Origin of the sequence: Pseudanabaena sp. Chao 1811, assembly GCF_027942295.1 — a bacterium.
Classification (GTDB): domain Bacteria; phylum Cyanobacteriota; class Cyanobacteriia; order Pseudanabaenales; family Pseudanabaenaceae; genus Pseudanabaena.
Genome location: NZ_CP101416.1, coordinates 4523774 through 4544697, shown reverse-complemented (window position 1 = coordinate 4544697; position 20924 = coordinate 4523774). Strand labels below are relative to the sequence as shown.

The window sequence follows — 20924 nt, the reverse complement described above, 5'->3', positions numbered from 1 at the left end:
TTTCTACTAATTTAATTCCAATTTCATTGATGAGACGGAATCAATACTACAGCACCTATGGCAGTCGTCAAGCGCTTTTGACAAAAGTTTCGCAAAAGTTTTTATATCAATAGAAAGAATGCATCAAATTCTTTCTGTTGAGTTAGCGAGCCGCCTGACGCATATAATCACCCCAAACCCCTGCGGCAACTGTACTTGAGCCTTTCGTTACACCTTCATCATTGCCTAACCAGACCGCAGTCACTAAATTAAGCCGAGGTACTGCACCAATAAACCAAAGATCGCGACCTTCGTCAGTGGTTCCTGTCTTACCCACGACTGTACCTTGAGGAATGGCGGCCGATCGCCCCGTACCATACTGCACAACACCACGCATCATATCCACCATCGTACTAGCCACACCCGCATCAATTACCTGACGGGGCTTAATGAATGTACTAGCATCAAAAATGACGCGACAGGTTTGGCGATCCTTAGGATTTTTACAGTCAGCACTATCGAGAATTCGTTTGATCGCATGGGGCTTGATATATTTACCCTCATTGACCACCGTGGCATAGGCTCCAGCCATTTCAAGAATCTTGACTTCATTACCGCCTAAAACCATGTTGCTAGAGGCATCCAACTTAGCGGTGATCCCCAAAGTTCTTGCCATTTTAATGACATTCTCTAGCCCTGCTCTTTCAGCTACACGCACTGCCACTACATTCTCAGACAGAGCAAAGCCCCGATACATATCGATCGCCCCACTACCACCATTGTGACAACCAACAATCCCCGACAATGCATTACATGAGAAAGTCGTACTAGGGGAAATCCCTTGATCGACGGCAGCAGCGTAGCTAAATAATTTAAAAGTAGAACCTGGTTGGCGCAGAGATTGGGCAGCACGGTTAAACTGACTAGTTTTGTAATCGACACCACCTGTCATCGATAGCAATGAACCATCACTTGTATTGACCGTAACGATCGCCCCTTGGCTAAATCCATAATTTGCGCCGTCGCGATCTACCGCATCGCGCAAAGCGGTATCAGAAGCTTTCTGCATAGCGATATCGAGATTAGTCTCGACGATGAGATTGCCCTCCCTTGCAAAGTTTTTGCCGAGAATTTCCTCCAATTCATCAAAAACATAACTGTAGTAATAGGGCGCAACGGAGCCTTGAAGTTTTGTTTTAGCCGCTTCGTTGAGGATTAATACCGTGCGCCTTGCCCGATCCGCATCCTTATCGGTAATCATGCCTAGCTCTGCCATGCGATTGAGAATGCGATCGCGATATTCGATGGCAAGATCTTTATTCTTAAATGGATTGATAGTTTCAGGAGAAGGTAGCAAACCAACTAGCGTAGCTGCCTCTGAGAGATTTAGTTCTGAGGCTTCTTTCCCGAAATAGAGCTTAGCAGCATCCTTAAATCCATAGACTCCATTACCTGTATAGGCGCGATTCAGATAAAGACGGAGGATTTCCTCTTTGTTATAGGTAAAGGTGAGCTTGATTGCCGCCGCCGCCTCCCGCCATTTTCGTCCCGCGGAGTCATCAGTTCCGACATAGGTTTTACCGAGCAGATTGCGGGCTAACTGCTGCGTAACCGTACTTGCACCCTCTAAGCGTTCACCTCGACTACGGACATTAGTTACTAATGCCCTTGCCACACCTACGGGATCAACGCCAATATTCCAATAAAAAGAAGTATCTTCAGAAGCGATTACGGCATTGGGAATAAACTTCCCAAACTCTGCAAAAGTATTATATTCCGTATGGTTGGCAATCTCCGTAGGATCAAGACGTTTCACGCCATCGCCTGCCAAGACTTCTACAGGTCCCTGTTGGGTAACGGGCAAGGGCTTCAGATCGGGAACGCGCCCCACTTCATAACTGATCGCTAATACGATTATTCCTGTGATCGCGCCTAGACCAATGCCCGTATATTGCACCGTGCGGATATACCAAGGTGGCGGATCAATATAGCGAATTGTGGCAGCTTCGGCTAGTTCTGGGGGACCCAGCGTAATTTTCATTTTGTGACGTAATGGCACAGACTTAAGTCGCTGCTTATCGCGATAAATGCCATTCGTCGAGTCTTGATCTTGGAGAATAAATTGCGCTTTCTTTTGGGTGCGATCGCGAACTAACTGGGCATGAACTTGGCTCACCAGTGGCGTTTGCACGACAATATCGCATTTACTAGTGCTACGTCCTAATATGTAGCGATCGCCTACTAAGTCATAAATTTCGGGCTTATCCTTTTGCGATCGGCGCACTTCTAGCTTGGGGACACGCTCTTTCGGATTAATTTTTAATACCCCATTAACTACCTGCGTCAGTTGATTGATCTGAGTCATCAACTTTGACTTAGGTGGTTTCGGTGACTTAGGCTGGGCTGGCGGTTGTGGCGATTTCATAAATTGCTAGGACGTAAAATTTGAGAGCATGGTTTCCAGTCATGACCTCAAATTTAATTATGCACTGACAACGCTATGACTATGCTTGGTATCAAAAGAAAAAACTTAATTTAACCCAAGTTGCGACCTAATAGCTATAACAAAAAAATGCTGCTACAAAGGACAAAAGCCAAGTAGCAGCAAGAAAAATGAATGATGAAATTGTAGCGATTTATTGCCTGTGTGATGACATTCTTCGAGCGATGAATCATCGGGACGATAGCCAGCAACAGATGAGTGATGCTGAAGTAATGACTACAGCTATAGTTGCAGTTGTGTATTTTTGTGGAAATTTCGAGAAGGCAAGAAAACATTTGTCAGAGCCACAATACATTCCCAAAATGCTTAGTCGGAGTCGGTTCAACCGCAGATTGTATAGGGTGGAACCGATGCTATTGATGTTGTTTGAAGCTTTGGGACAAGCATGGAAACAACTGAACACCAAATCGATTTACAGCATTGATAGTTTTCCGATACCCGTTTGTGACAATATCCGCATACCAAGGTCAAAAATCTATGATGGAAATGAAGAGTATCGAGGCTATCAGGCCAGCAAGAAACGGTACTTTTACGGTATTAAAATTCATTTGATGGCGACAGAGTCGGGAGAACCGAGACTGTCAAGTAAATTGTGTAAAGTCTAGAAGCTAGATATGGAGACGATCCTCAAAGAGGATGGCAAAGCGATTAAGTGGAGGCTTCCAATCGCGAATCGGCATCGTCCACTTCTTCGAGATATTCCGCATGGCAAGATAAACCAGCTTGAAAGTCGCTTCATCGGTCGGAAAAATCTGTTGAGATTTAATCACCTTCCGCAAGCTACTATTCATCGATTCAAGTGCCTTGGTGGTATAAATCGTCCTACGAATCTCAGGGGGGAAAGTAAAGAAGGGGATAATGTTCGCGCCCAATGACTACGCCAAGACTTGGAGATTGATGGATATTGCTTGTCCCACTTTTCAGCAAACAACTCAAGGTTAAACTCCGTTTCCGACTCCGTTGCAGAGTTATAAATAGCCTTGAGGTCAGCACAAACTTGCTTACGCTGTTGCCAAGGTACAAAAGCGACCGAGTTTCTGACCATGTGGACAATGAATAACTGCACCTGAGTTTTAGGAAACACAGTCTCAATGGCATTAGGGAAACCAGTCAAGCCATCGACACAGGCAATCAAAATATCTTTGACCCCACGGTTATGAATTTCGGTCAGTACTGACAGTCAGAATTTCGCACCTTCATTGGGGGAAATCCACATACCCAGTAATGAGCATTGATGTAAGAATCATTAGTCACAGTAATCAACTCATGAGTAACAGCATTAAGTGCACCGAGGACATTAAAACGCTGCCTTCCAGCCCCAGATTTGACAAACAAGCGTTCAAAACACCACAAAAAGCCTAAATAAGCACCGAGGACAAAATGTGCCGCATCGACAAAGAAAACGGCTCTTTGTCCAGATTTAGCTTCCTCTAAGCGTGGTTCTAGTTTTTTTTGAGAAATTCCTCTTGTGCTGCTGGGTCAGCCTTAGCAGGTATTAGACCCACTCGGTGACAACTCATTCCCATCGATTTCAGGAAATGACGCACCTGTTCTCGACTTCGGACAATCCCTGTCAACTCGCTAATTTTTGCTGCTGCATGAGCTAGTGTTTTGGGTGGATGTTCTCGAAAATATATCTCTATACTTTCTTGATGCTTTTTTAGTTCACTCTGGGGGGGATTAAAGGTTAGTTCTTTGAGTTTGCTTATCCCTCCCTCTTTATAATCTCGTAAATAGCTCAACAGTGTCGGTTCACTGATTCTTAGCAGTTTTGTGATTTCTTTGTGTGGGTAGTTCTGACTTTTTAGGTATAGTGCTTCCATTTTTCTCTGTACTCGTGGATGCGGATGATGGAATCTTTCGTAATGTAGCGCATCTATTTCTTCTTTGGTAAATGTTAGTCGGATCATCTTGGAACAAAGTTAACGTTTCTTCCATTCTTCCCCTTTTGAAAAATAAAGTCTACTCCCAGTCAAAGTATAGTTATGGCTGAGTTTGTCTATATCCTTGTATAAACTGAATTTAGGTTAACACCTTGATCAATAGTCTGAAATTTAAAAGTTTTGATTGATGATTGCCCCAAAGCCAAACACTTAGTAAACCTGACAATCAATGCTGAAAGATATTAGAATAGGACAGCAATCTTTTCGGCTTGGTTAAACACTTTCATGACTGCTCAGAAATATCACATCGTCACCTTCGGCTGCCAAATGAACAAAGCTGACTCCGAACGCATGGCAGGCGTTTTGGAAGATATGGGCTATCAGTCAACCGAGGAAAGCGAAGAAGCCGACCTGATTTTGTATAACACTTGCAGCATTCGCGACAATGCCGAGCAAAAAGTTTATTCTTACCTCGGCAGACAAGCAAAGCGCAAACGCGAAAATCCTAACTTAACTCTAGTTGTCGCTGGCTGTGTCGCCCAGCAAGAAGGTGAGGCATTACTGAGACGAGTACCTGAGCTTGATCTTGTGATGGGTCCTCAGCATGTCAACCGTCTTGGCGACCTTTTGGGACAGGTTTTTAATGGCAATCAAGTTGCCGCCACCGAAGAAGCCTATATCGAAGAAGACATTACTACACCTCGACGCAATAGCTCCGTATCGGCTTGGGTCAATGTCATTTATGGCTGTAACGAAAACTGTACCTATTGCATCGTCCCCTCGGTACGTGGGCGCGAACAATCCCGCACGCCTGAAGTGATCCGCAAGGAAATTGAGGGACTAGCGGCTCAGGGTTACAAAGAAATTACCTTGCTTGGTCAAAATATTGATGCCTATGGTCGCGATCTCCCCGCAGGTGGTATTGGCGCTGGCGTTGGTGGCAAAATCACCTTTACGGACTTACTCTATTACGTCCATGATGTGGAGGGGATCGATCGCATTCGATATGCTACCAGTCACCCTCGTTACTTTAGCTCTCGCCTAATCAAAGCTTGCGCCGAACTACCAAAGGTTTGCGAACATTTCCATATACCCTTTCAGTCAGGGGATAACGATATCCTCAAGGCGATGGCTAGGGGCTATACCCATGAGCGTTACCGTCGCATTATCGATGATATCCGTGCGGTAATGCCTGATGCGGCAATTACTGCCGATGCGATCGTTGCTTTCCCAGGGGAAACTGAGGAGCAGTTTGAGCGCACTGTACAACTGGTCAATGACATCGGCTTTGATCTCGTCAATACAGCCGCCTATTCACCTCGTCCGGGGACACCTGCGGCAGTTTGGGAAAATCAGTTGAGTGAGGAGATTAAAAGCGATCGCCTTCAACGCCTCAACCATGCCGTTAACCAAAATGCAGCTTTGCGATCGCAGCGTTATGCAGGACGGATCGAAGAAATCATGATCGAAGGCACAAATCATAAAGATCCTCATCAAGTAATGGGGCGTACCCGCACCAATCGCATTGCCTTTACAGAAAACACTACAGGCAAATCATTAGCTGAACTAATAGGTCAAACAGTTCCCATAAAGATTACTGAGGTTAGACCTTTCAGTTTAACTGGTGTTATTTGCTAAAGTCGTGTTAGACTAGCTAAGCGCGATAAAAACGGAAGTTCAAACACAGCCGCAAGCGCTTAGTGAAACCAAACACAACAACTAAATCAGGGTCGCTAACTCAACGGTAGAGTACTCGGCTTTTAACCGATTAGTTCCGGGTTCGAATCCCGGGCGACCCATAAAATCCTAAGACTTAGCCAGTGCGTTGCACTGGCTAAGTCTTTATTATAAAAAATATTTTTTGCTAATGTGCAAAGTGTTGTCGTCTGAGCATTTGGTATTATACCTTTGATAATAATGTGGTGTAGTTCATGCATATTGCATGGTTAGGGAAAAAATCGCCTGCTTGTGGCAACGTGACCTATAGTCGCGAAATTACAAATGCATTACTCGATCGCGGACATCGTGTCAGCTTTATGCATTTTGCTCCTGAGTCGGATCACGATAATCCAGATCATGAGGAATTGGACGAAAACTCTCAAGAAGCACAGGATGTCGCTTTACCTTTTCTCTACAAATCCACGATTTATACTGTTCCATCATTGCGGGCTAATAAAATTCTGGTGGATTCCCTGCGATCGCTAAAGCCCGATCTTATTCATGCTTCCCTTGCGATATCCCCCCTTGATTTCCGCTTGCCAGAAATATGTGCAGAGCTAGATTTACCACTTGTGGCAACCTTTCACCAGCCCTTTGACATCAAACGTCGTAATCTTGCATCTAGCACCCAGCAACTTACTTATCAGATTTATGCGCCATCCTTGGCAGATTACAACCAAGTTATTATCTTTTCTAATATTCAAAAGGAACTCCTGAATAAATTAGGTGTTCCCAATACCAGAATTGCGATTATTCCTAATGGTGTCGATAGCGATCGCTATTCTCCCGGACCTTCAAATATCAAGGAAGAACTCAAGGCTGATGTGCTATTTCTCTATCAAGGACGACTAGCTGCTGAGAAAAATGTAGAGGCTCTGCTTAAGGCATGGCGAAAATGTCGAATGCCTGAAGGCTGCAAATTAGCGATCGTTGGTACGGGTCCCCTCTTAGCAGGATTAAAAGCCTTTTATGGTAATGACCCCAGCATTGTCTGGATGGGTTATATCGCCGATGAACAAAGACGAATCGAAATTTTACGTGGTACGGATGTATTTATTTTGCCTTCACTAGTAGAAGGATTATCCCTATCTTTGTTGGAAGCAATGTCCTGCGGTGTTGCTTGTATTGCCACCGATGTGGGTGCAGATGGTGAGGTGATTGAGCATGGTGCAGGGATTATCCTTGATTCCCATAAGGTGACTTCGCAACTCTGTACACTTTTGCCGCTATTTGTCGATCATCCTGAGATGGCAAAAATTATCGGTATCAAGGCAAGACAAAGGGTTTTAGATCGCTATACGTTAGTTAAAAATATTGATCGCTTAGAAGTTTTGTATGAGCAAACGATGAGTCAACAGTGGGTAAGAGTTAGCGCTTTCTAATTTCTTTTTAGAAGAGTGACCCTTCGGGTCGCTCTTCTAAAAAGAGTTATATCAATTAAACCAAACTACAAAGTTAAATAGATTGGCTCCAAACGCATCGAGCATTTCATTCCACACACGAATGTCAGTTACTTTACCTTTTTCAAGATAGGGTGTTGCCGCAGTACCTTGAACCCATGACACCAGATCAAAAGCGCGAGGTTCAGTAAAAACTTTGGCAAAATTAATAGTTAATTTGGAATCACGCCAGAATGGAAGATTCTTCTTGCCTTCTAAAATCAAGCCAGTTTCATCGAGAGATTTGAACCAAGATTTGAGCATTTCATTGGTAACACGGACATTGGGAATGACTGAAGTTTGTTTAGGATTAGGAAGCCATTCGCGATCGCGATCAGTTTCGGCAAGAATTGATTTCCATGATTCTCGACTGAGGCGAATTACAGATTTCATGTGATTGAGAACGGTCGTCATTCGTTGCGGTTCTATCAGTGGAAACTTAGAAAGGTGAATTGCGGCAATTAAGTCAAAAAATTCAAAATTATTACTATAGTCTTCGGGAGATTTGCGGCGGCTAGTGAGTAAAAACTTATGGGGAGTATCGACATTTTGAAAGAATAGATGTGCACAAGCAGCAAATAGCTCATGGCTATCGTAGGCACGTAAAAACTCAGCGATCGCACCCAAAACATGGGTATAGCCTTGTAGCCATAGGGCATCGCCATGATCAAAGGCAATTAAAAATTGCTGCGCGTCTTTTTCGGTAACTTCCATGCCTGTGACGGCATTAAAAACTTGCCACAGCATTTCTGTATCATCAGATTTGCCATCACCATTAAAATCTAGACGAATTAAACCTAGTCTTAGAGCAAGTTTTAGATTCTGATCCTGAATTGGCTCAAGGGTACTGCGAACTGTAGACAAGTCATCAATCCATCCTTGAAACACCTGTTGTAGAGCATCATAGGTGATGGTGTCTGGTTTAGGGTTTTGAGGAATTGGCAAACGCACAAAAGGGATTGAATTAGACAAGGGACTTTGGCTCATGCCATAGCGATAGAGCGATTGCATCAATCGCTCAGTTCCACGCATTAATTGGATTACACCTAGTCCAAAACGAGTTTTGTCGTCCTTGGGATTAGCTTGTAAGTATTCACTGAGAGCTTTTTCACCTTCTGCAAGTTTTCCAGAGGTAAGGTAAGGATCGGGCAATGGGGCGATCGCTGCGTTACTAGGTTGCAATGCGATCGTGGAGAAAATAACTAAACCCGCAATAAAAAAAGCGATCAGCGATCGCCATAGCCATTGCACTTTTTTCTGCATAATTCACACTCTTAACTACAAAAAATAAATGACATAAGCTAAGCTTACATCATTTATTTTTTAGGTGTTGTAACCAAAAGATTTGTTTTAACGTCAGTTCGGTTTAAGCTGGCAAATTTTAAAGCCCAAAAGTAAAAGCCTTGCTACGCAAGGCTTTTACTTTTGGGCTTTGAGAGATGCTTTGTTACGCAAACCCTCTGCCAAAACCATTGCTAGATAAGGGTTTGTCTTTTAATGGTAGCGCTCAGAATTCACTAAACAAGGGTTGCTTGCCAACCCTCTTTTTGCTAACAGTAAGCACTTATATCTTCACCACAGCGATCGGCTAAAAAGCAGAGGGCACGAAATCTGAGATAGACAAATTCGTCATATAGGGGATTAAGCTTACAAAGGGGTGGAATATGGATCAAGGTATGACCAAAGATTTTAACCGTACGCTCAAAGGGACATTGAGCAGGAATTAGCTTGGCAATGAAATGGGCAGTCTGTGATTTCTGAATTTCAAAGCTATCGAGTTTCTTGCGTAAAGGTTTGAGGATATCGAAGGATACTTGAGATTGAGAACTTCCGAGATATGGGTTTTCCCCGCCAAATCCAGTGCTATTAATACTTGACATGTTCACCAAACGCTCTCTTTAATCAGAGTTATGTACGTTTAAAGCATTTACGTTACTAATCTTAACATAATTACTTTAAATAGAGTGTCAAAAAGTACATTATTCATCCTTATGTATGAGATTACGGATACAGCCAGAAGATAGTGCTTTTTCTATACTCTTCATAGATCAAAGGATACCCACTTGTATGTATTGGCGATCGCAAAACTCCCAAAAAAAGGGCGTGCTTTGCACGCCCTTTTTTTAGCTTAAACTCGGCTAGGAATAGGCCCTCGTCGATGAGACAAAGTGATCGAATCCTGTAGAAATTGGCGCAAATGCTGCACATGGGGATTATCAGCAAAGGTAACTAATTTTTCGAGAGCTTCCACTAATGTCAAATCTTGACGATAGAGCAATCGAAATGCCCCCTTCAGCAATTGCTGAGTTTCCGTATCTAGCCCAGCGCGATCAATACCCACGCGATTGAGGGTACGCACACGGGATGGATTGCCTTCAACCAATATATAGGGAGGCACATCACGCTCAATTCGGCTCATACCGCCCACCATTGACAGACGACCAATGCGGACAAACTGATGTACACCTAGCACACCACTAAGTCTGGCATAGGACTCTATATGAACATGCCCCGCTAAAGCTACACCATTAGCAATAATCACGCGGTCTTCGATTTCGCAGTTATGTCCGACATGGACATAGGCCATCAACAAATTACCACTACCAATACGGGTAATCTCATCGGCTTCATTGGCGCGATTAATGGTTACATATTCACGGATCCGATTGTCATTACCGATCTGGACAAGACTATCGGCTCCTGAGTATTTCAAATCTTGAGAATCGAGACCGATCGCTGCTCCTGGGTAAATTTGGTTGCGATCGCCGATTTCGGTACGCCCCTCGACAATGGCATGATGTCCAATGACAGTATGAGCGCCAATTTTCACCTGCTCACCGATGACGGCATAAGCTCCAACTTTGACGGTCGGATGGAGTTGGGCATCAGGATGCACTATGGCTGTCGGGTGAATAAATTCAGACACAGGCGCATGAGACACAGGCATAAAAAGTTTGGCTCGCTTGATACTAAGATAGATCGCTTGGTTTGCGATCGCTTGGATCGCCAGATAACAAATGATAATTTTGGAGGGCGCTTGGCACACCCTATAAAATTTAGAGATTAACTAATGAAAACATCAATTCACCCTCACAGGCGAGTTGACCATCGACTTCTGCTCGTCCCTGCATCTTACCAAAGCGCTTACGCGCCACTAGTAATTCGGTGGTGATAGTCAAGCGATCACCAGGTACAACGGGGCGACGAAAGCGCACTTTATCAATACCCGCAAAGAGTGACAGTTGATCTTCCATCCCAGGTAAATGTCTCAGCACTATACCGCCTACCTGTGCCATTGCTTCCACAATCAATACCCCCGGCATAATCGGATGATTGGGGAAATGCCCTTGAAAGAAAGGTTCATTAAAGGTGACATTTTTAATGCCTGTTGCAGATTTGTTGGGAACAAACTCAATAATGCGATCGACTAGCAGAAATGGATAACGGTGGGGTAATAATTTCTGAATATCTTCGATCATCAAAATTTGACTAGGAGCGCTATTGGCAGGATCGGCACTAGGCTCAGGGCTTTGATCGGTACTATTTGTCTTTGTGTCTTCGGTCAAGGTGGACATATTTAGGTATTAATTTGGCGGTATTTGAGGGCTAGGTGGGCAGCAGCTCTATCTCTAAATTTCAGAGATTTGCTTTTGGGCGATCGCTAGCGCAAATTCAGCATGAAGGTTATGACTTGCTTTGTAGGCAAGAATATGCGCCCTAGGTAAAAATCCTAGCAAGCTTATGTCACCAATGAGATCTAAAAGTTTATGACGACAGGGTTCATTGTCAAAACGTAGGGGTGGATTAATCCAGCGCTCCTCATCACAAACGATCGCATTGTCTAGACTACCACCCTTGATTAGCCCTGCGGCACGAGCTTGATCGATATAGGCAGCGAGGGTAAAAGTTCGGGCGGGGGCAATTTCTGTCGCAAATTTTTCGCTAAAGTCTGTGATCGCAGGCGACCAGCTAAACCATTGCTCCCCAATTGCCTTACTTGGATAATCGACCCCATAGGTAAAACGCAAGGTATCCGCAGGAATTGCGGTCACAAAGCTATCACCTCTAGCAACTGTGACTGCTTCTTTTAACGGAATCCAGCGATCACCCTCTATCTGTGTTTTAATCCCAACTTTGGCGATCGCTTCCACCCAAGGCAAAGCCGAACCGTCAAGAATTGGTAACTCTGCGCTCGACATTTCAATACAGGCATTATGCACACCCATACCAAATAAGGCGGAGAGCAAATGCTCAACGGTACGAACCCCTGTGCCATTGTGACGTAACTCAGTGGAGAGCTGCGATGCCTTAACTACTGTCGTATCCGCAGGAATTTTGGTATCGCCGTAGATAAAATAGCGTCCTGAATCTATGGGAGCAGGCTTTACAGTCACAGAAACCTGCTCACCGCTATGCAGCCCAATCCCCGACAATGAAAATGGGGTCGCGATCGTCTGTTGGTAAAGCATGGCTAGAATTTTTCTCCTAGACCAAAGCTAAACTGAGTGCCACCGTTAGACGATAAGCCGTAGTCCACCCGAATTGCGCCAAGGGGTGACTGTACCCGCACGCCAATGCCATAACCCGCACCACTACCTGGTTTATTTCTCGCTCCTGCGGGATTTCCGGGAACCGATGATGCCGAGCCTAAATCAGTGCCGTAGTCAAAAAATAGTACGCCACCTACGATATTGAACACAGGGAAGCGATATTCTGCTGAGAAGATACCAAAGCTGCGACCACTACCGATTTTGCCTTCATCCCAGCCACGTACTGAGTTGCTACCACCGAGTTGAAATGCCTCATAGGGTGGCAAAGTACCAATGACGGTTCCTGCTTGCAGGTTAAAAGCAAGAGCCTGTGTACCTTCGGAGAAGTTCAAAAAGTTGACGGGGATAAAGTAGCTATAGCTAGCCCTGACACGATTTAAGAAAATTGAGCCTAAACCGATAGGAATTGATTGTTCGGTTGCAATCCGAAATACGGAACCAGAGGAGGGCTTAATGGGGTTATCGCGTTGATCGCTAGCATAGGCAAATTGCAGCAATAGTAAGTCATCCTGACCAGTACCACTAGAAGTCAGCGGATTGCCTAAGGAGTCAACCGTGGCGATCGCATTGTTACTATCGGTGATGCTGACTCGCTCGTAGCGTAAACCGAGGGAAGCTGTCGTGTTACTGCTTAAGGGGCGCGAAAAGCTAAAACCTGTACCAAGGCGGTTAATCCGAGGAGTATCATTATTTGCGCCAATGCCCACAGGACTGTCGAAAACATAGCTAAATAGACGGCGGTTAAAAAGGTTAGCTGTAAATGAGGTGCGATAGGGGTCACCCGCTAGCCAAGGATCTGTAAAGTTGAGGTCAAATAATAATTCCCGTTCGCCCACTTGAATATCCAAGCCAAGCTTTTGGTTATTACCACCAAGGTTTTGTTGCTGGAAGCTGACCGTACCAAATAGTCCTGTTGATGAACTTAAGCCTGCACCCGCAGCGATCGAACCTGTATTCCGTTCCTTGACGTTTACGGTCACGATAACCTTACGTGGATCAGTACCAGGGGCAAGTCCAATATTGAGATCTTCAAATAGTCCTAACGCAAAGACCTTTTGTAAATCCCCTTGCACTGTATTTTTATTAAAGATTTCACCTTCTTTAATTGTCAATTCACGGGTAATGATGAAATCACGGGTATTACCTGTAACTGGCTTACCATCTTTATCTACGGTTTTGCCATCTTCGTTGATGAAGGCAACCTTAATACCTTCGATTACACCCTCTGATACGACGAGATTAATATTGCCTTCAGGGGTGGCTTTGATATCAACGATTTGCGCTAGTACATAGCCTTTATCTTGATAATACTTTTCGAGTTCTTTGACCCCTGTTTGAATATCTTTGAGGTTAGTAACCTTGCCAATTTGTGAACCGAAAATTCGATCAATTACGCCTGCTTCTAATACTTTTGTGCCTTCAGTATTGACGGATTTGAGGACAGGATTGGGTAAGACAAAGAAGGTGACACGCACACCGATATCTGTGTCTTCTGGCTCAGCTTGGACATTTGAGAAGAAACCTGTAGCAAATATAGCGTTGATATCGGATTGCAGTTGTGTCTTGGTAACGGTGCGACCGGGTTTTGTGGCGATCGCATCATAAACCCTTTGCTGAAGCTCAGGAGGTAATGGCGGCTGTCCTTCTGGTGTTTTGATTGCTACTTCACCAACTAGGACTTGGACTTCCGCCGCAGGTGCTGGGGCAGGAGTATTGGATGGGAGAGTAAAGGTGGGTGTAGTTGGCTGAGGTGGTTGAGGTGGTGTAGCTGGCTGAGCTGGCTGAGGCGGTGTATTAGTTGGTGGTGTAGATGGGGTGGATGTAGTGGGAGGAGTAGTGGGCTGCGGAGTCGGCGCTTGAGCAATCTCTTGCCGTGCAGGGGCAGCCTTTGCCAGCAGGGGATTGGACAGTAATGTGCTGGATGCGGCAATGGCTGTGAATACGAGCAAGTTTATACGCATAGAGTCTTCCAAACACCTACAGAATTTTTTTAACAGGAAACTATTGACGAGCAAATGTAAACAGAAAGTTTCTGGAGTTAGTAATAAATTACTATAACTTCCAACATCCCTATATTGCTAGAGCTAGCAATAATTGCTGATCTAGCTTTTTTATAAATACCTTTAAATGAGAGCAGCCTGAGCTTCTAATACGCGCTTGAGGACTTCTTGATAGGCTTCAGCAACATTGCCCAGATCTTGACGGAACCGATCTTTGTCTAAAATACGGGCGGTGGGATCGGCGATCGCTTTGTCCCAGAGGCGACAGGTATCGGGGCTAATTTCGTCAGCTAGTAGCAACTTACCACTGGAATTTACTCCTATTTCCACTTTAAAATCAACGAGGATTAGGTTGCATTGATCAAAAAATGTTTGTAGGTGCTGATTGATACTAAGAGCAAGTTGCTTGAGTTGATCAACCTGTTCAGGGGTGGCTAGATCAAGCATGGCAACATGGGCATCGGTAATTAGCGGATCGCCAAGTTCATCATTTTTATAAAAAAATTCGACAAGGGGTTGTTTCAGGGGTTGCCCTTGCTCTATACCGAGGCGTTTGCAAATGCTACCTGCGGCAATATTCCTTACCACCACTTCGATCGGCAAAATCTTAACAGCAGCAACCTGCATTTCGTTAGGTGAGATTTGCTTGATGAAATGAGTGGCGATACCTTTAGTTTCCAAATACTGAAAAATATGGGATGCGATCGCGCAGTTTACTTCCCCTTTGTTGGCGATCGTCCCTTTTTTAAGAGCATTGAAGGCAGTTGCATCATCTTTATAGCGTGACAGCAAAATATCAGGATCATCTGTCGTAAATAGAATTTTGGCTTTGCCTTCGTAGAGCTTGGTTCCACTCATGGATATATTGCGATAAGTAATTGCTTAAGTATTCTATAGCAATGTGAACTACCCAGAAAGTAGCCTGATTCCGACTCCGTAATCGAGAAAAGTTTTTGCCTGCTCAGCTTGCTCAGCGAACTAAACGCGATCGCCGTAGATTATTGCTTGCTTTTGCGATCACAATTGGTCTAACTACGATTTTATTAAAAACAAATCTGCCTCAAACAGTTACTTTTGCCCTATCACGTCCTGCTTTTGAAGCGGTAATTGCCGATGCCGACAAGCTCAAATCCATCTGTAATAGCAAACCCACTGAGCAACAATTAGGTTTCTATAAGGTCATAGAATGCGATCGCGATAATCGTGGTGGTATTTACTTTAGTACTGGTCAATATGGCTTTCTGTTTGACTCTTTCTACTTTGGATTTGTTTATCAACCTAATCCCTATGGAAGTCAACATTTTGGCACTAAAGTTTATGAATATCCCATTATTGGTGATTGGTACGGATTTAAAGCTGGCAATAGTTTTTGATAAGTAGCTGGGCATAATTCAAACCCAGAGTCAAATGCTGTGCATTTGGGGTTTTATATTTAATTGCCCCTAGCTACCTAGTAAATTCTTAATCAAGATGGTCTAGTCATGAACATAATTTCAAATTCCATTTCAAGTTCTCTTACGCTCACCTTGGGATTATCCTGCTTTGCGATCGCCCCTGTCACTGCTGAAACCATTGCCCAATCGCAAATATTTGGTGTAGCAGCTCCTGCCTGTGAGTCCCAAACGCAAATTGGTCTGAATATCTGTGCTTCCCGATGGGCAAAAACTGCTGATTTTTTGCGATCGCTGATTTATGAAGAGATCTATAGTCGCCAATCCGAGGCAGGTCGAAACCAACTTAAATTAATAGAACAAAATTGGACTTCCTATCGAGAGAGTCATTGCCAAGAGTTGACCGCTCCATTTCGTAAGGGTTCGATTTATCCGCTACTTTACCTAAGCTGTCAGGCAAGAGTTACCAATGATCGTATTGCCGACTTACAGGGTACAAATAACTCGCAGCTTACGCCAGATGTAACCGCCCAAAGGCTGTATACAATTTTGAAGCAGGAAAATTTACAGAATTCTGCTGGGCAACGCCAATGGCAACTCTATCAAGTACAGCACTGCCAGTTTGAATCATTACGGTTTAGTGAAGAATCACAAACTGTAAGACAATGTCGCGATCGCTTAGCTGAGAGTCGTCTAAGGGAACTAGAAGCATTGGTACGAATTCGCTAATATAGAAGCGCACTCCTTCGGGGTGCGCTTCTAACTATTGTCTTTTAGGTGGTCTATTTTCCCAAGCTAGGATGATTGCCGTACCAAGGACATAGGCAAGGATATCTTTCCAATCAAAGGTTGTGCCTAAAATAATCGCTAAAACTTTGTACTGCCGCCATCCTAATTTATCGATTAGATTGAGATACTGCAATCCTTCGACAAAACAGGCAAAGACTAAAACCGATAGAGCAGCTACATTTGCCTTGATTTTCCAAAAGGTTCTCACAAAGCTGTAAATGAGGATGACCACTAACACATCACCAACAAAGGGACGAATAAATTGATCATCGAAAAAAACTGCGATCGCCACTTCTATGAGAAAGAGTAAAACTGTCAAATAGAAATACTGGCGATTGAAAGTAAGTTTATTGGTAATCATTTTATTTTCATTCAGTAGACAGCGCTTTGCTCTGCCTCCTCTAAATTTTAGGGTTTTAGGTAAAGATTGCGCCGCCTTGTAAGCGCTGATAGTGCATTTCAAATTCGGCTTTAAGGGCAGGGAAATGTTCTAAAGTGGGATCTTTTTTGATAATGCGTTCGGCAGCTTCACGGGCAATTTGGAAAATCTCTTGACGGGCTGCCTCATCGGGCAAGCGATCTTCAATGGAGAAACCTGCATGACCTGATTGTTCTGTCCCTTCATCCTTGCCCTTGCCCCGCATCTGGAAATCTCGCTCAGCAATAAAAAAGCCATCCTGTGATTGTTCGAGAACCTGTAAACGCTCTTGGGCGGTTTGAGATTTGGAACTGCTCAGTAAGAGGCAATAGGATTGGGATGCACCACGTCCGACTCTGCCTCGCAGTTGGTGTAACTGGGCTAAACCAAAGCGATCGGCATGTTCGATTAACATTACAGAAGCATTAGGAATATCGACTCCGACTTCCACAACGGTTGTGGCAACTAGGATTTGAGTCTCGCCCCGACGGAATGTGCTAATCGCTTCATCCTTTTCCGCAGAAGACATTTGCCCATGTAGTAACCCAATTTGGAAGTGTGGAAAAACTACATTCTGTAAATGCTCGCGTTCTTGTGTGGCTGCCTTAATATCTTCCATTTTCTCTGACTCTTCCACTAGAGGCAGCACGATATAAACCTGTCTGCCTTGAGCAATTTCACGCTTAATCAGATCATAGGCGTCTTTGCGCTGTGAAGGTTTGAGCAGGACAGTTTGAATTGGTTTGCGTCCAGGAGGAAGTTCATCAATGACGCTAACTTCGATTTCGGAATTAGTGAGATAGAGAGTACGCGGAATCGGTGTTGCTGTCATGATCAGTACATGGGGATCATTGCCCTTTTGCAAAAGTCGCGATCGCTGATCTCTACCAAAACGATGCTGCTCATCAATTACCGCTAAACCTAATCGCGCAAAGTTTACCCCATCTTGAATTAAGGCATGGGTTCCAATCACTAGAGGTAATTCCCCCGTTTCCAATTGCCTTAAAATCTCGCGCCGCTTGGCAGTTTTGGTGGAACCCGTGAGAATTTCCACGGGGAGATTTAGCTGCATAAACCATTCCACAATCTTGCGATAATGTTGCTCCGTGAGGACTTCCGTAGGAGCCATCAGTGCTGTCTGATAACCTGCCTCGATCGCCGTTAAAAGTGCATATACCGCCACAATCGTTTTACCTGAACCGACATCCCCCTGTACCAGTCGATTCATCGGCGTTTGCCCTTGCAGATCAGCACGAATTTCGGCGACAACTCGCTTTTGAGCCTTAGTTAATTCAAAGGGGAGCATCTTTTCGAGTTGGGCGATCGCCTCACTCTTTGGCACAAAATGAATCGCCTTTTGCTGTTGCCGACGATAGAGGGACACTAGGCGGCGATAGAAATATTTATCAAAGGTCAGGCGAATTACGGCTTGTTCCAGCATTTCGCTCGTATCTGGGTAATGCACTTGGGCGATCGCCTCTGACAAGGGCATCATTTGATAATCCCGCAAAAAGCGATCGGGCATCGGATCGGCAATTTGGGATACTGCGGGTAAACATTGAGCGACAAGGCGACGGATTGCTTCGGGGGTAATTCCTTCCGTAAGTGGATAGACTGGCACTACGCGCCCAACGGTTTTCGATTGGATAGTATCTTGAGTATGTTCGAGAACTTCTACTTCATAATTCTCTAGGGTCAAGCCATATTTGCTCTGTTTGACTACTCCCGAAGCTGCGATCGTGCAGCCTTGGGGATAGAGCTTTTTCTGAGTTTCTTGCCAACCGCGATTGGCGTAGCGTTTACCTGTCCAGAAGCGACTTAATTTGATTTGTCCTGTATGGTCACGCAGAATAATTTCCACAATTGTGAGATTGGGATTTTTAGGACTGGTAAAGCAGCCAAATTTTTTAATCGTCCCGATGACCGTCACCGTATCCCCATCCTTTAGTTCACGAATGGGAATTTGCCGCGCATAGTCAATATGATCCCGTGGATAGTAACTAAGCACATCACGCACGGTATACAAATCGAGCAACTTAAATCTCGCCGCCATAAATGAACCAACACCCTCGACATCTTTTAGTTCGGTTTCGGGAGTCAGTTTTTTAATGGTTTTGGGTTCAGTCGTTGCGATCGCAGCCGTTTTCGGTTTCTTCTGCTTTGGTGCTGCGTTAGTTTCCGCCAGTTCCCGACGACGCACTTCATACAGCAGGCGGCGCGTCTCAGCGATGAGGTGCTGGCGACGACCTATAGGCAAATCAACATATTGAGCATATTGATTAGCAAGGGTTTGGGCTTGTAGGCGATCACTCATTTCCCAATCGTCAGGCAAATCTTCGCGCAAGCTCACCTGTAAAAAATCCGCAAACAAAAATTGCTTTCCCTGCAAATTAGAAAAGCCTCTCTCTGCCTCGACACTCAAGGCTTGTTGTAAACGATTGATATCAAGTGGCACAAGCTAGACTTTAGGCGATGTTTTTATGCTCATTGTCGTTAATCCTTCTTATATTGCCATATATATTACTTTGCAATTCCATTAGCGATCGCGCTAAATATTCATCCGTGCGGATTCAAAAAAATGGTTGAAGTAATTTAGCAGATGGGGCATAGACTCAATAGTAAATCTGGATTTTGGCTTTGTTTATAGAGCATACCAATCTTGAAGTACAGGGTTATGTCCCCGCCTTTGGCGGGGACATAACCCTCTGTACCTCGCTTGCTTGAAAAGCGCTATATGGATTTAGTACATATACATGAATTTCTGTATTGCAACGATCCTCAGATTGGCAGATTAGCTTAAAACTTACGAAATGAAAATTTATGCTCTATAAATTGGCTATTTAGGTTATGATCGGTAACTGTCGCGAATTGTATTAAATTTTTAGACTTTTACCTCTACATCACCTGATAGAACCGCAATGGCTAAGAAAAGCATGATCGAGCGCGAAAAAAAGCGCGCTAAGTTAGTTGAAAAGTATGCAGCTAAGCTCGAAGCACTCAAAGAAAAGTTTGCCAGTCCTGAACTGACACAACAACAAAAAGTTGCTGTGCATCGTGAAATTCAACAAATTCCTCGTAACGCCAATCCCACTCGTCACCGCAACCGTTGCTGGGCGACTGGTCGTCCTCGTGGCTACTACAAAGATTTTGGTGTATGCCGCAACGTATTGCGTGAAATGGCTCACCAAGGCTTGTTACCTGGTGTAGTTAAATCTAGCTGGTAATTTGTTCATTATTAACCCAAAAAAGATGCAGCGATTTACGCTGCATCTTTTTTTTTAGAAATTATAGCTATAGCCAAATAAGTTAAAACGTAAACCCCAAAAGAGAGTGGTGGCGCTTTGCGCCACCACTCTCTTTTGGGGTTATATCTTTATTTGAACTAAGAGGGTAAATACCCCACCGCTCTGCGGTGTGAGTATATTCTAATAAAAAAGAATTTGATACCCCGTCCGCTTGCGGCGGGGTGATTCATTGGGTTGCATACAGTGCTTTGAAAGTGCGGCGAAGCCGCACTTTCAAAAATTTATCTGTACTATGTAATACGCAAAAGAGGTAGTTATTACACTACCTCTTTTGCGTATTAATTATTATGGCTATCACTATAGAACCTCAAAAGAGGAGAACTTATGAAACAATCATGACTCTGTTTAGACCGTCTAAGCTGCTAATAGATACTCAGAGGGTTGCTTTTGAGTATGAAATTGATTCATGCAGGTATCGAAACTAGAGAAAATACCAAACACTTGATCAATTCTAGAGATTTCAAATACAAGGCGTACAGATGGCTGTAAAGCACAGAGAACTAAGTTACTATTGTGAGATTTCATTAGACGAAGAGATGCTAAGAGTTTTTGTAAACCAAGGCTGTCAATAAATTCTACATTTTCCATATCAACAACCAAGACAGGAACCTCTTTGCTGCTCATCATTACATTAGCTGCAACCCAAGACTCAACTTTAGCTAATAGCTCAGAACTTGCAACACTATCAAACTTATCGCTTGTCAATTTAATAGTAAAAGCTTTATCGCTATTTAAACCATGATGGAAAGATAACTGGCTGATTTGAGTAATAGTATCCATTTTTCTTCCTTTCAATTTCTTTGAGAGAATATATAGTCCGTGTTCGATTACATTTCTTAGAGCAACATTCGCTGTTTGATAAACACTACAAACTGTTTTCTGTTTCTTGAACCCTATTATTCACTCTTTTCTAAATTGCGAAACACCTTAGAGATATATAAAAGTTAG

The 20924-nt window shown here is 43.9% G+C and carries 17 protein-coding genes, 1 tRNA gene and 2 pseudogenes; 7 read left to right on the top strand and 13 right to left on the bottom strand.

The annotated features are described in order from the left end of the window. Positions 1 to 142: 142 nt before the first annotated feature. Positions 143 to 2404, bottom strand: a complete 2262-nt coding sequence (locus NMG48_RS20760; protein WP_271253294.1) for a transglycosylase domain-containing protein — start codon at positions 2402 to 2404, stop codon at positions 143 to 145. Between the two features lie 188 nt (positions 2405 to 2592). Here NMG48_RS20760 and NMG48_RS20755 point away from each other — a divergent pair, with 188 nt between their 5' ends. Then, positions 2593 to 3087, top strand: a complete 495-nt coding sequence (locus tag NMG48_RS20755; RefSeq protein ID WP_271253293.1) for a transposase — start codon at positions 2593 to 2595, stop codon at positions 3085 to 3087. Positions 3088 to 3090: 3 nt separating this feature from the next. On the opposite strand, the pseudogene NMG48_RS21750 reads toward NMG48_RS20755, so the two are convergent. Both NMG48_RS21750 and NMG48_RS20740 read right to left on the bottom strand, forming a co-directional pair. Continuing rightward, positions 3091 to 3707, bottom strand: a pseudogene (locus NMG48_RS21750) (IS256 family transposase); the annotation flags it as partial. 2 nt (positions 3708 to 3709) lie between these two features. Beyond that, a pseudogene (locus NMG48_RS20740) lies at positions 3710 to 4392 on the bottom strand (helix-turn-helix domain-containing protein); the annotation flags it as partial. A 258-nt stretch (positions 4393 to 4650) separates the two neighbouring features. Here NMG48_RS20740 and miaB point away from each other — a divergent pair. The 3 genes from miaB to NMG48_RS20725 all read left to right on the top strand — a co-directional run bounded on the left by miaB (position 4651) and on the right by NMG48_RS20725 (position 7466). After that, positions 4651 to 6003 (top strand): tRNA (N6-isopentenyl adenosine(37)-C2)-methylthiotransferase MiaB, encoded by a 1353-nt coding sequence (gene miaB, locus NMG48_RS20735; protein ID WP_271253290.1) that lies wholly within the window; start codon positions 4651 to 4653, stop codon positions 6001 to 6003. A gap of 89 nt (positions 6004 to 6092) precedes the next feature. Further along, a tRNA-Lys gene (locus NMG48_RS20730) sits at positions 6093 to 6164 on the top strand. Between the two features lie 132 nt (positions 6165 to 6296). After that, the gene (locus tag NMG48_RS20725) at positions 6297 to 7466 is read left to right on the top strand and encodes a glycosyltransferase family 4 protein (RefSeq protein WP_271253289.1); all 1170 of its coding nucleotides are present in this window, start codon (positions 6297 to 6299) and stop codon (positions 7464 to 7466) included. Between the two features lie 51 nt (positions 7467 to 7517). Here NMG48_RS20725 and NMG48_RS20720 read toward each other — a convergent pair whose 3' ends face one another. The 7 genes from NMG48_RS20720 to purC all read right to left on the bottom strand — a co-directional run bounded on the left by NMG48_RS20720 (position 7518) and on the right by purC (position 14931). Next, positions 7518 to 8786: a hypothetical protein gene (locus NMG48_RS20720; protein WP_271253288.1), complete on the bottom strand. Its 1269-nt coding sequence runs from the start codon at positions 8784 to 8786 to the stop codon at positions 7518 to 7520. 287 nt (positions 8787 to 9073) lie between these two features. Continuing rightward, positions 9074 to 9403, bottom strand: coding sequence for a Mo-dependent nitrogenase C-terminal domain-containing protein (locus NMG48_RS20715; protein WP_271253287.1), 330 nt, complete (start codon positions 9401 to 9403; stop codon positions 9074 to 9076). 248 nt (positions 9404 to 9651) lie between these two features. Continuing rightward, the gene (gene lpxA / locus NMG48_RS20710) at positions 9652 to 10470 is read right to left on the bottom strand and encodes an acyl-ACP--UDP-N-acetylglucosamine O-acyltransferase (protein ID WP_271255298.1); all 819 of its coding nucleotides are present in this window, start codon (positions 10468 to 10470) and stop codon (positions 9652 to 9654) included. A gap of 109 nt (positions 10471 to 10579) precedes the next feature. Next, positions 10580 to 11098, bottom strand: coding sequence for a 3-hydroxyacyl-ACP dehydratase FabZ (gene fabZ / locus NMG48_RS20705; protein ID WP_271253286.1), 519 nt, complete (start codon positions 11096 to 11098; stop codon positions 10580 to 10582). Positions 11099 to 11152: 54 nt separating this feature from the next. Beyond that, complete coding sequence (gene lpxC, locus NMG48_RS20700) at positions 11153 to 11992, bottom strand: UDP-3-O-acyl-N-acetylglucosamine deacetylase (protein ID WP_271253285.1); 840 nt, start codon at positions 11990 to 11992, stop codon at positions 11153 to 11155. Positions 11993 to 11994: 2 nt separating this feature from the next. After that, positions 11995 to 14034, bottom strand: coding sequence for a BamA/TamA family outer membrane protein (locus NMG48_RS20695; RefSeq protein WP_271253284.1), 2040 nt, complete (start codon positions 14032 to 14034; stop codon positions 11995 to 11997). Between the two features lie 162 nt (positions 14035 to 14196). Further along, a complete protein-coding gene (gene purC / locus NMG48_RS20690; RefSeq protein ID WP_271253283.1) occupies positions 14197 to 14931 on the bottom strand; it encodes a phosphoribosylaminoimidazolesuccinocarboxamide synthase in 735 nt (244 codons plus the stop codon). A 95-nt stretch (positions 14932 to 15026) separates the two neighbouring features. On the opposite strand from purC, the gene NMG48_RS20685 reads away from it, so the two are divergent. Together NMG48_RS20685 and NMG48_RS20680 are read left to right on the top strand one after the other, a co-directional pair. Further along, a complete protein-coding gene (locus NMG48_RS20685) occupies positions 15027 to 15446 on the top strand; it encodes a hypothetical protein (protein WP_271253282.1) in 420 nt (139 codons plus the stop codon). A 108-nt stretch (positions 15447 to 15554) separates the two neighbouring features. Further along, the gene (locus NMG48_RS20680; protein ID WP_271253281.1) at positions 15555 to 16193 is read left to right on the top strand and encodes a lysozyme inhibitor LprI family protein; all 639 of its coding nucleotides are present in this window, start codon (positions 15555 to 15557) and stop codon (positions 16191 to 16193) included. 34 nt (positions 16194 to 16227) lie between these two features. On the opposite strand, the gene NMG48_RS20675 is transcribed toward NMG48_RS20680, so the two are convergent. Together NMG48_RS20675 and recG are read right to left on the bottom strand one after the other, a co-directional pair. Next, the gene (locus NMG48_RS20675) at positions 16228 to 16614 is read right to left on the bottom strand and encodes a ribosomal maturation YjgA family protein (protein ID WP_271253280.1); all 387 of its coding nucleotides are present in this window, start codon (positions 16612 to 16614) and stop codon (positions 16228 to 16230) included. Between the two features lie 55 nt (positions 16615 to 16669). Beyond that, positions 16670 to 19126, bottom strand: coding sequence for an ATP-dependent DNA helicase RecG (gene recG / locus NMG48_RS20670; RefSeq protein ID WP_271253279.1), 2457 nt, complete (start codon positions 19124 to 19126; stop codon positions 16670 to 16672). A gap of 463 nt (positions 19127 to 19589) precedes the next feature. On the opposite strand from recG, the gene rpsN reads away from it, so the two are divergent. Then, positions 19590 to 19895, top strand: a complete 306-nt coding sequence (rpsN, locus tag NMG48_RS20665; protein WP_126385927.1) for a 30S ribosomal protein S14 — start codon at positions 19590 to 19592, stop codon at positions 19893 to 19895. A gap of 435 nt (positions 19896 to 20330) precedes the next feature. Here the strand turns inward: rpsN and NMG48_RS20660 are convergent, their stop codons facing one another. Next, positions 20331 to 20756, bottom strand: a complete 426-nt coding sequence (locus NMG48_RS20660) for an STAS domain-containing protein (RefSeq protein ID WP_271253278.1) — start codon at positions 20754 to 20756, stop codon at positions 20331 to 20333. Positions 20757 to 20924: the final 168 nt, after the last annotated feature.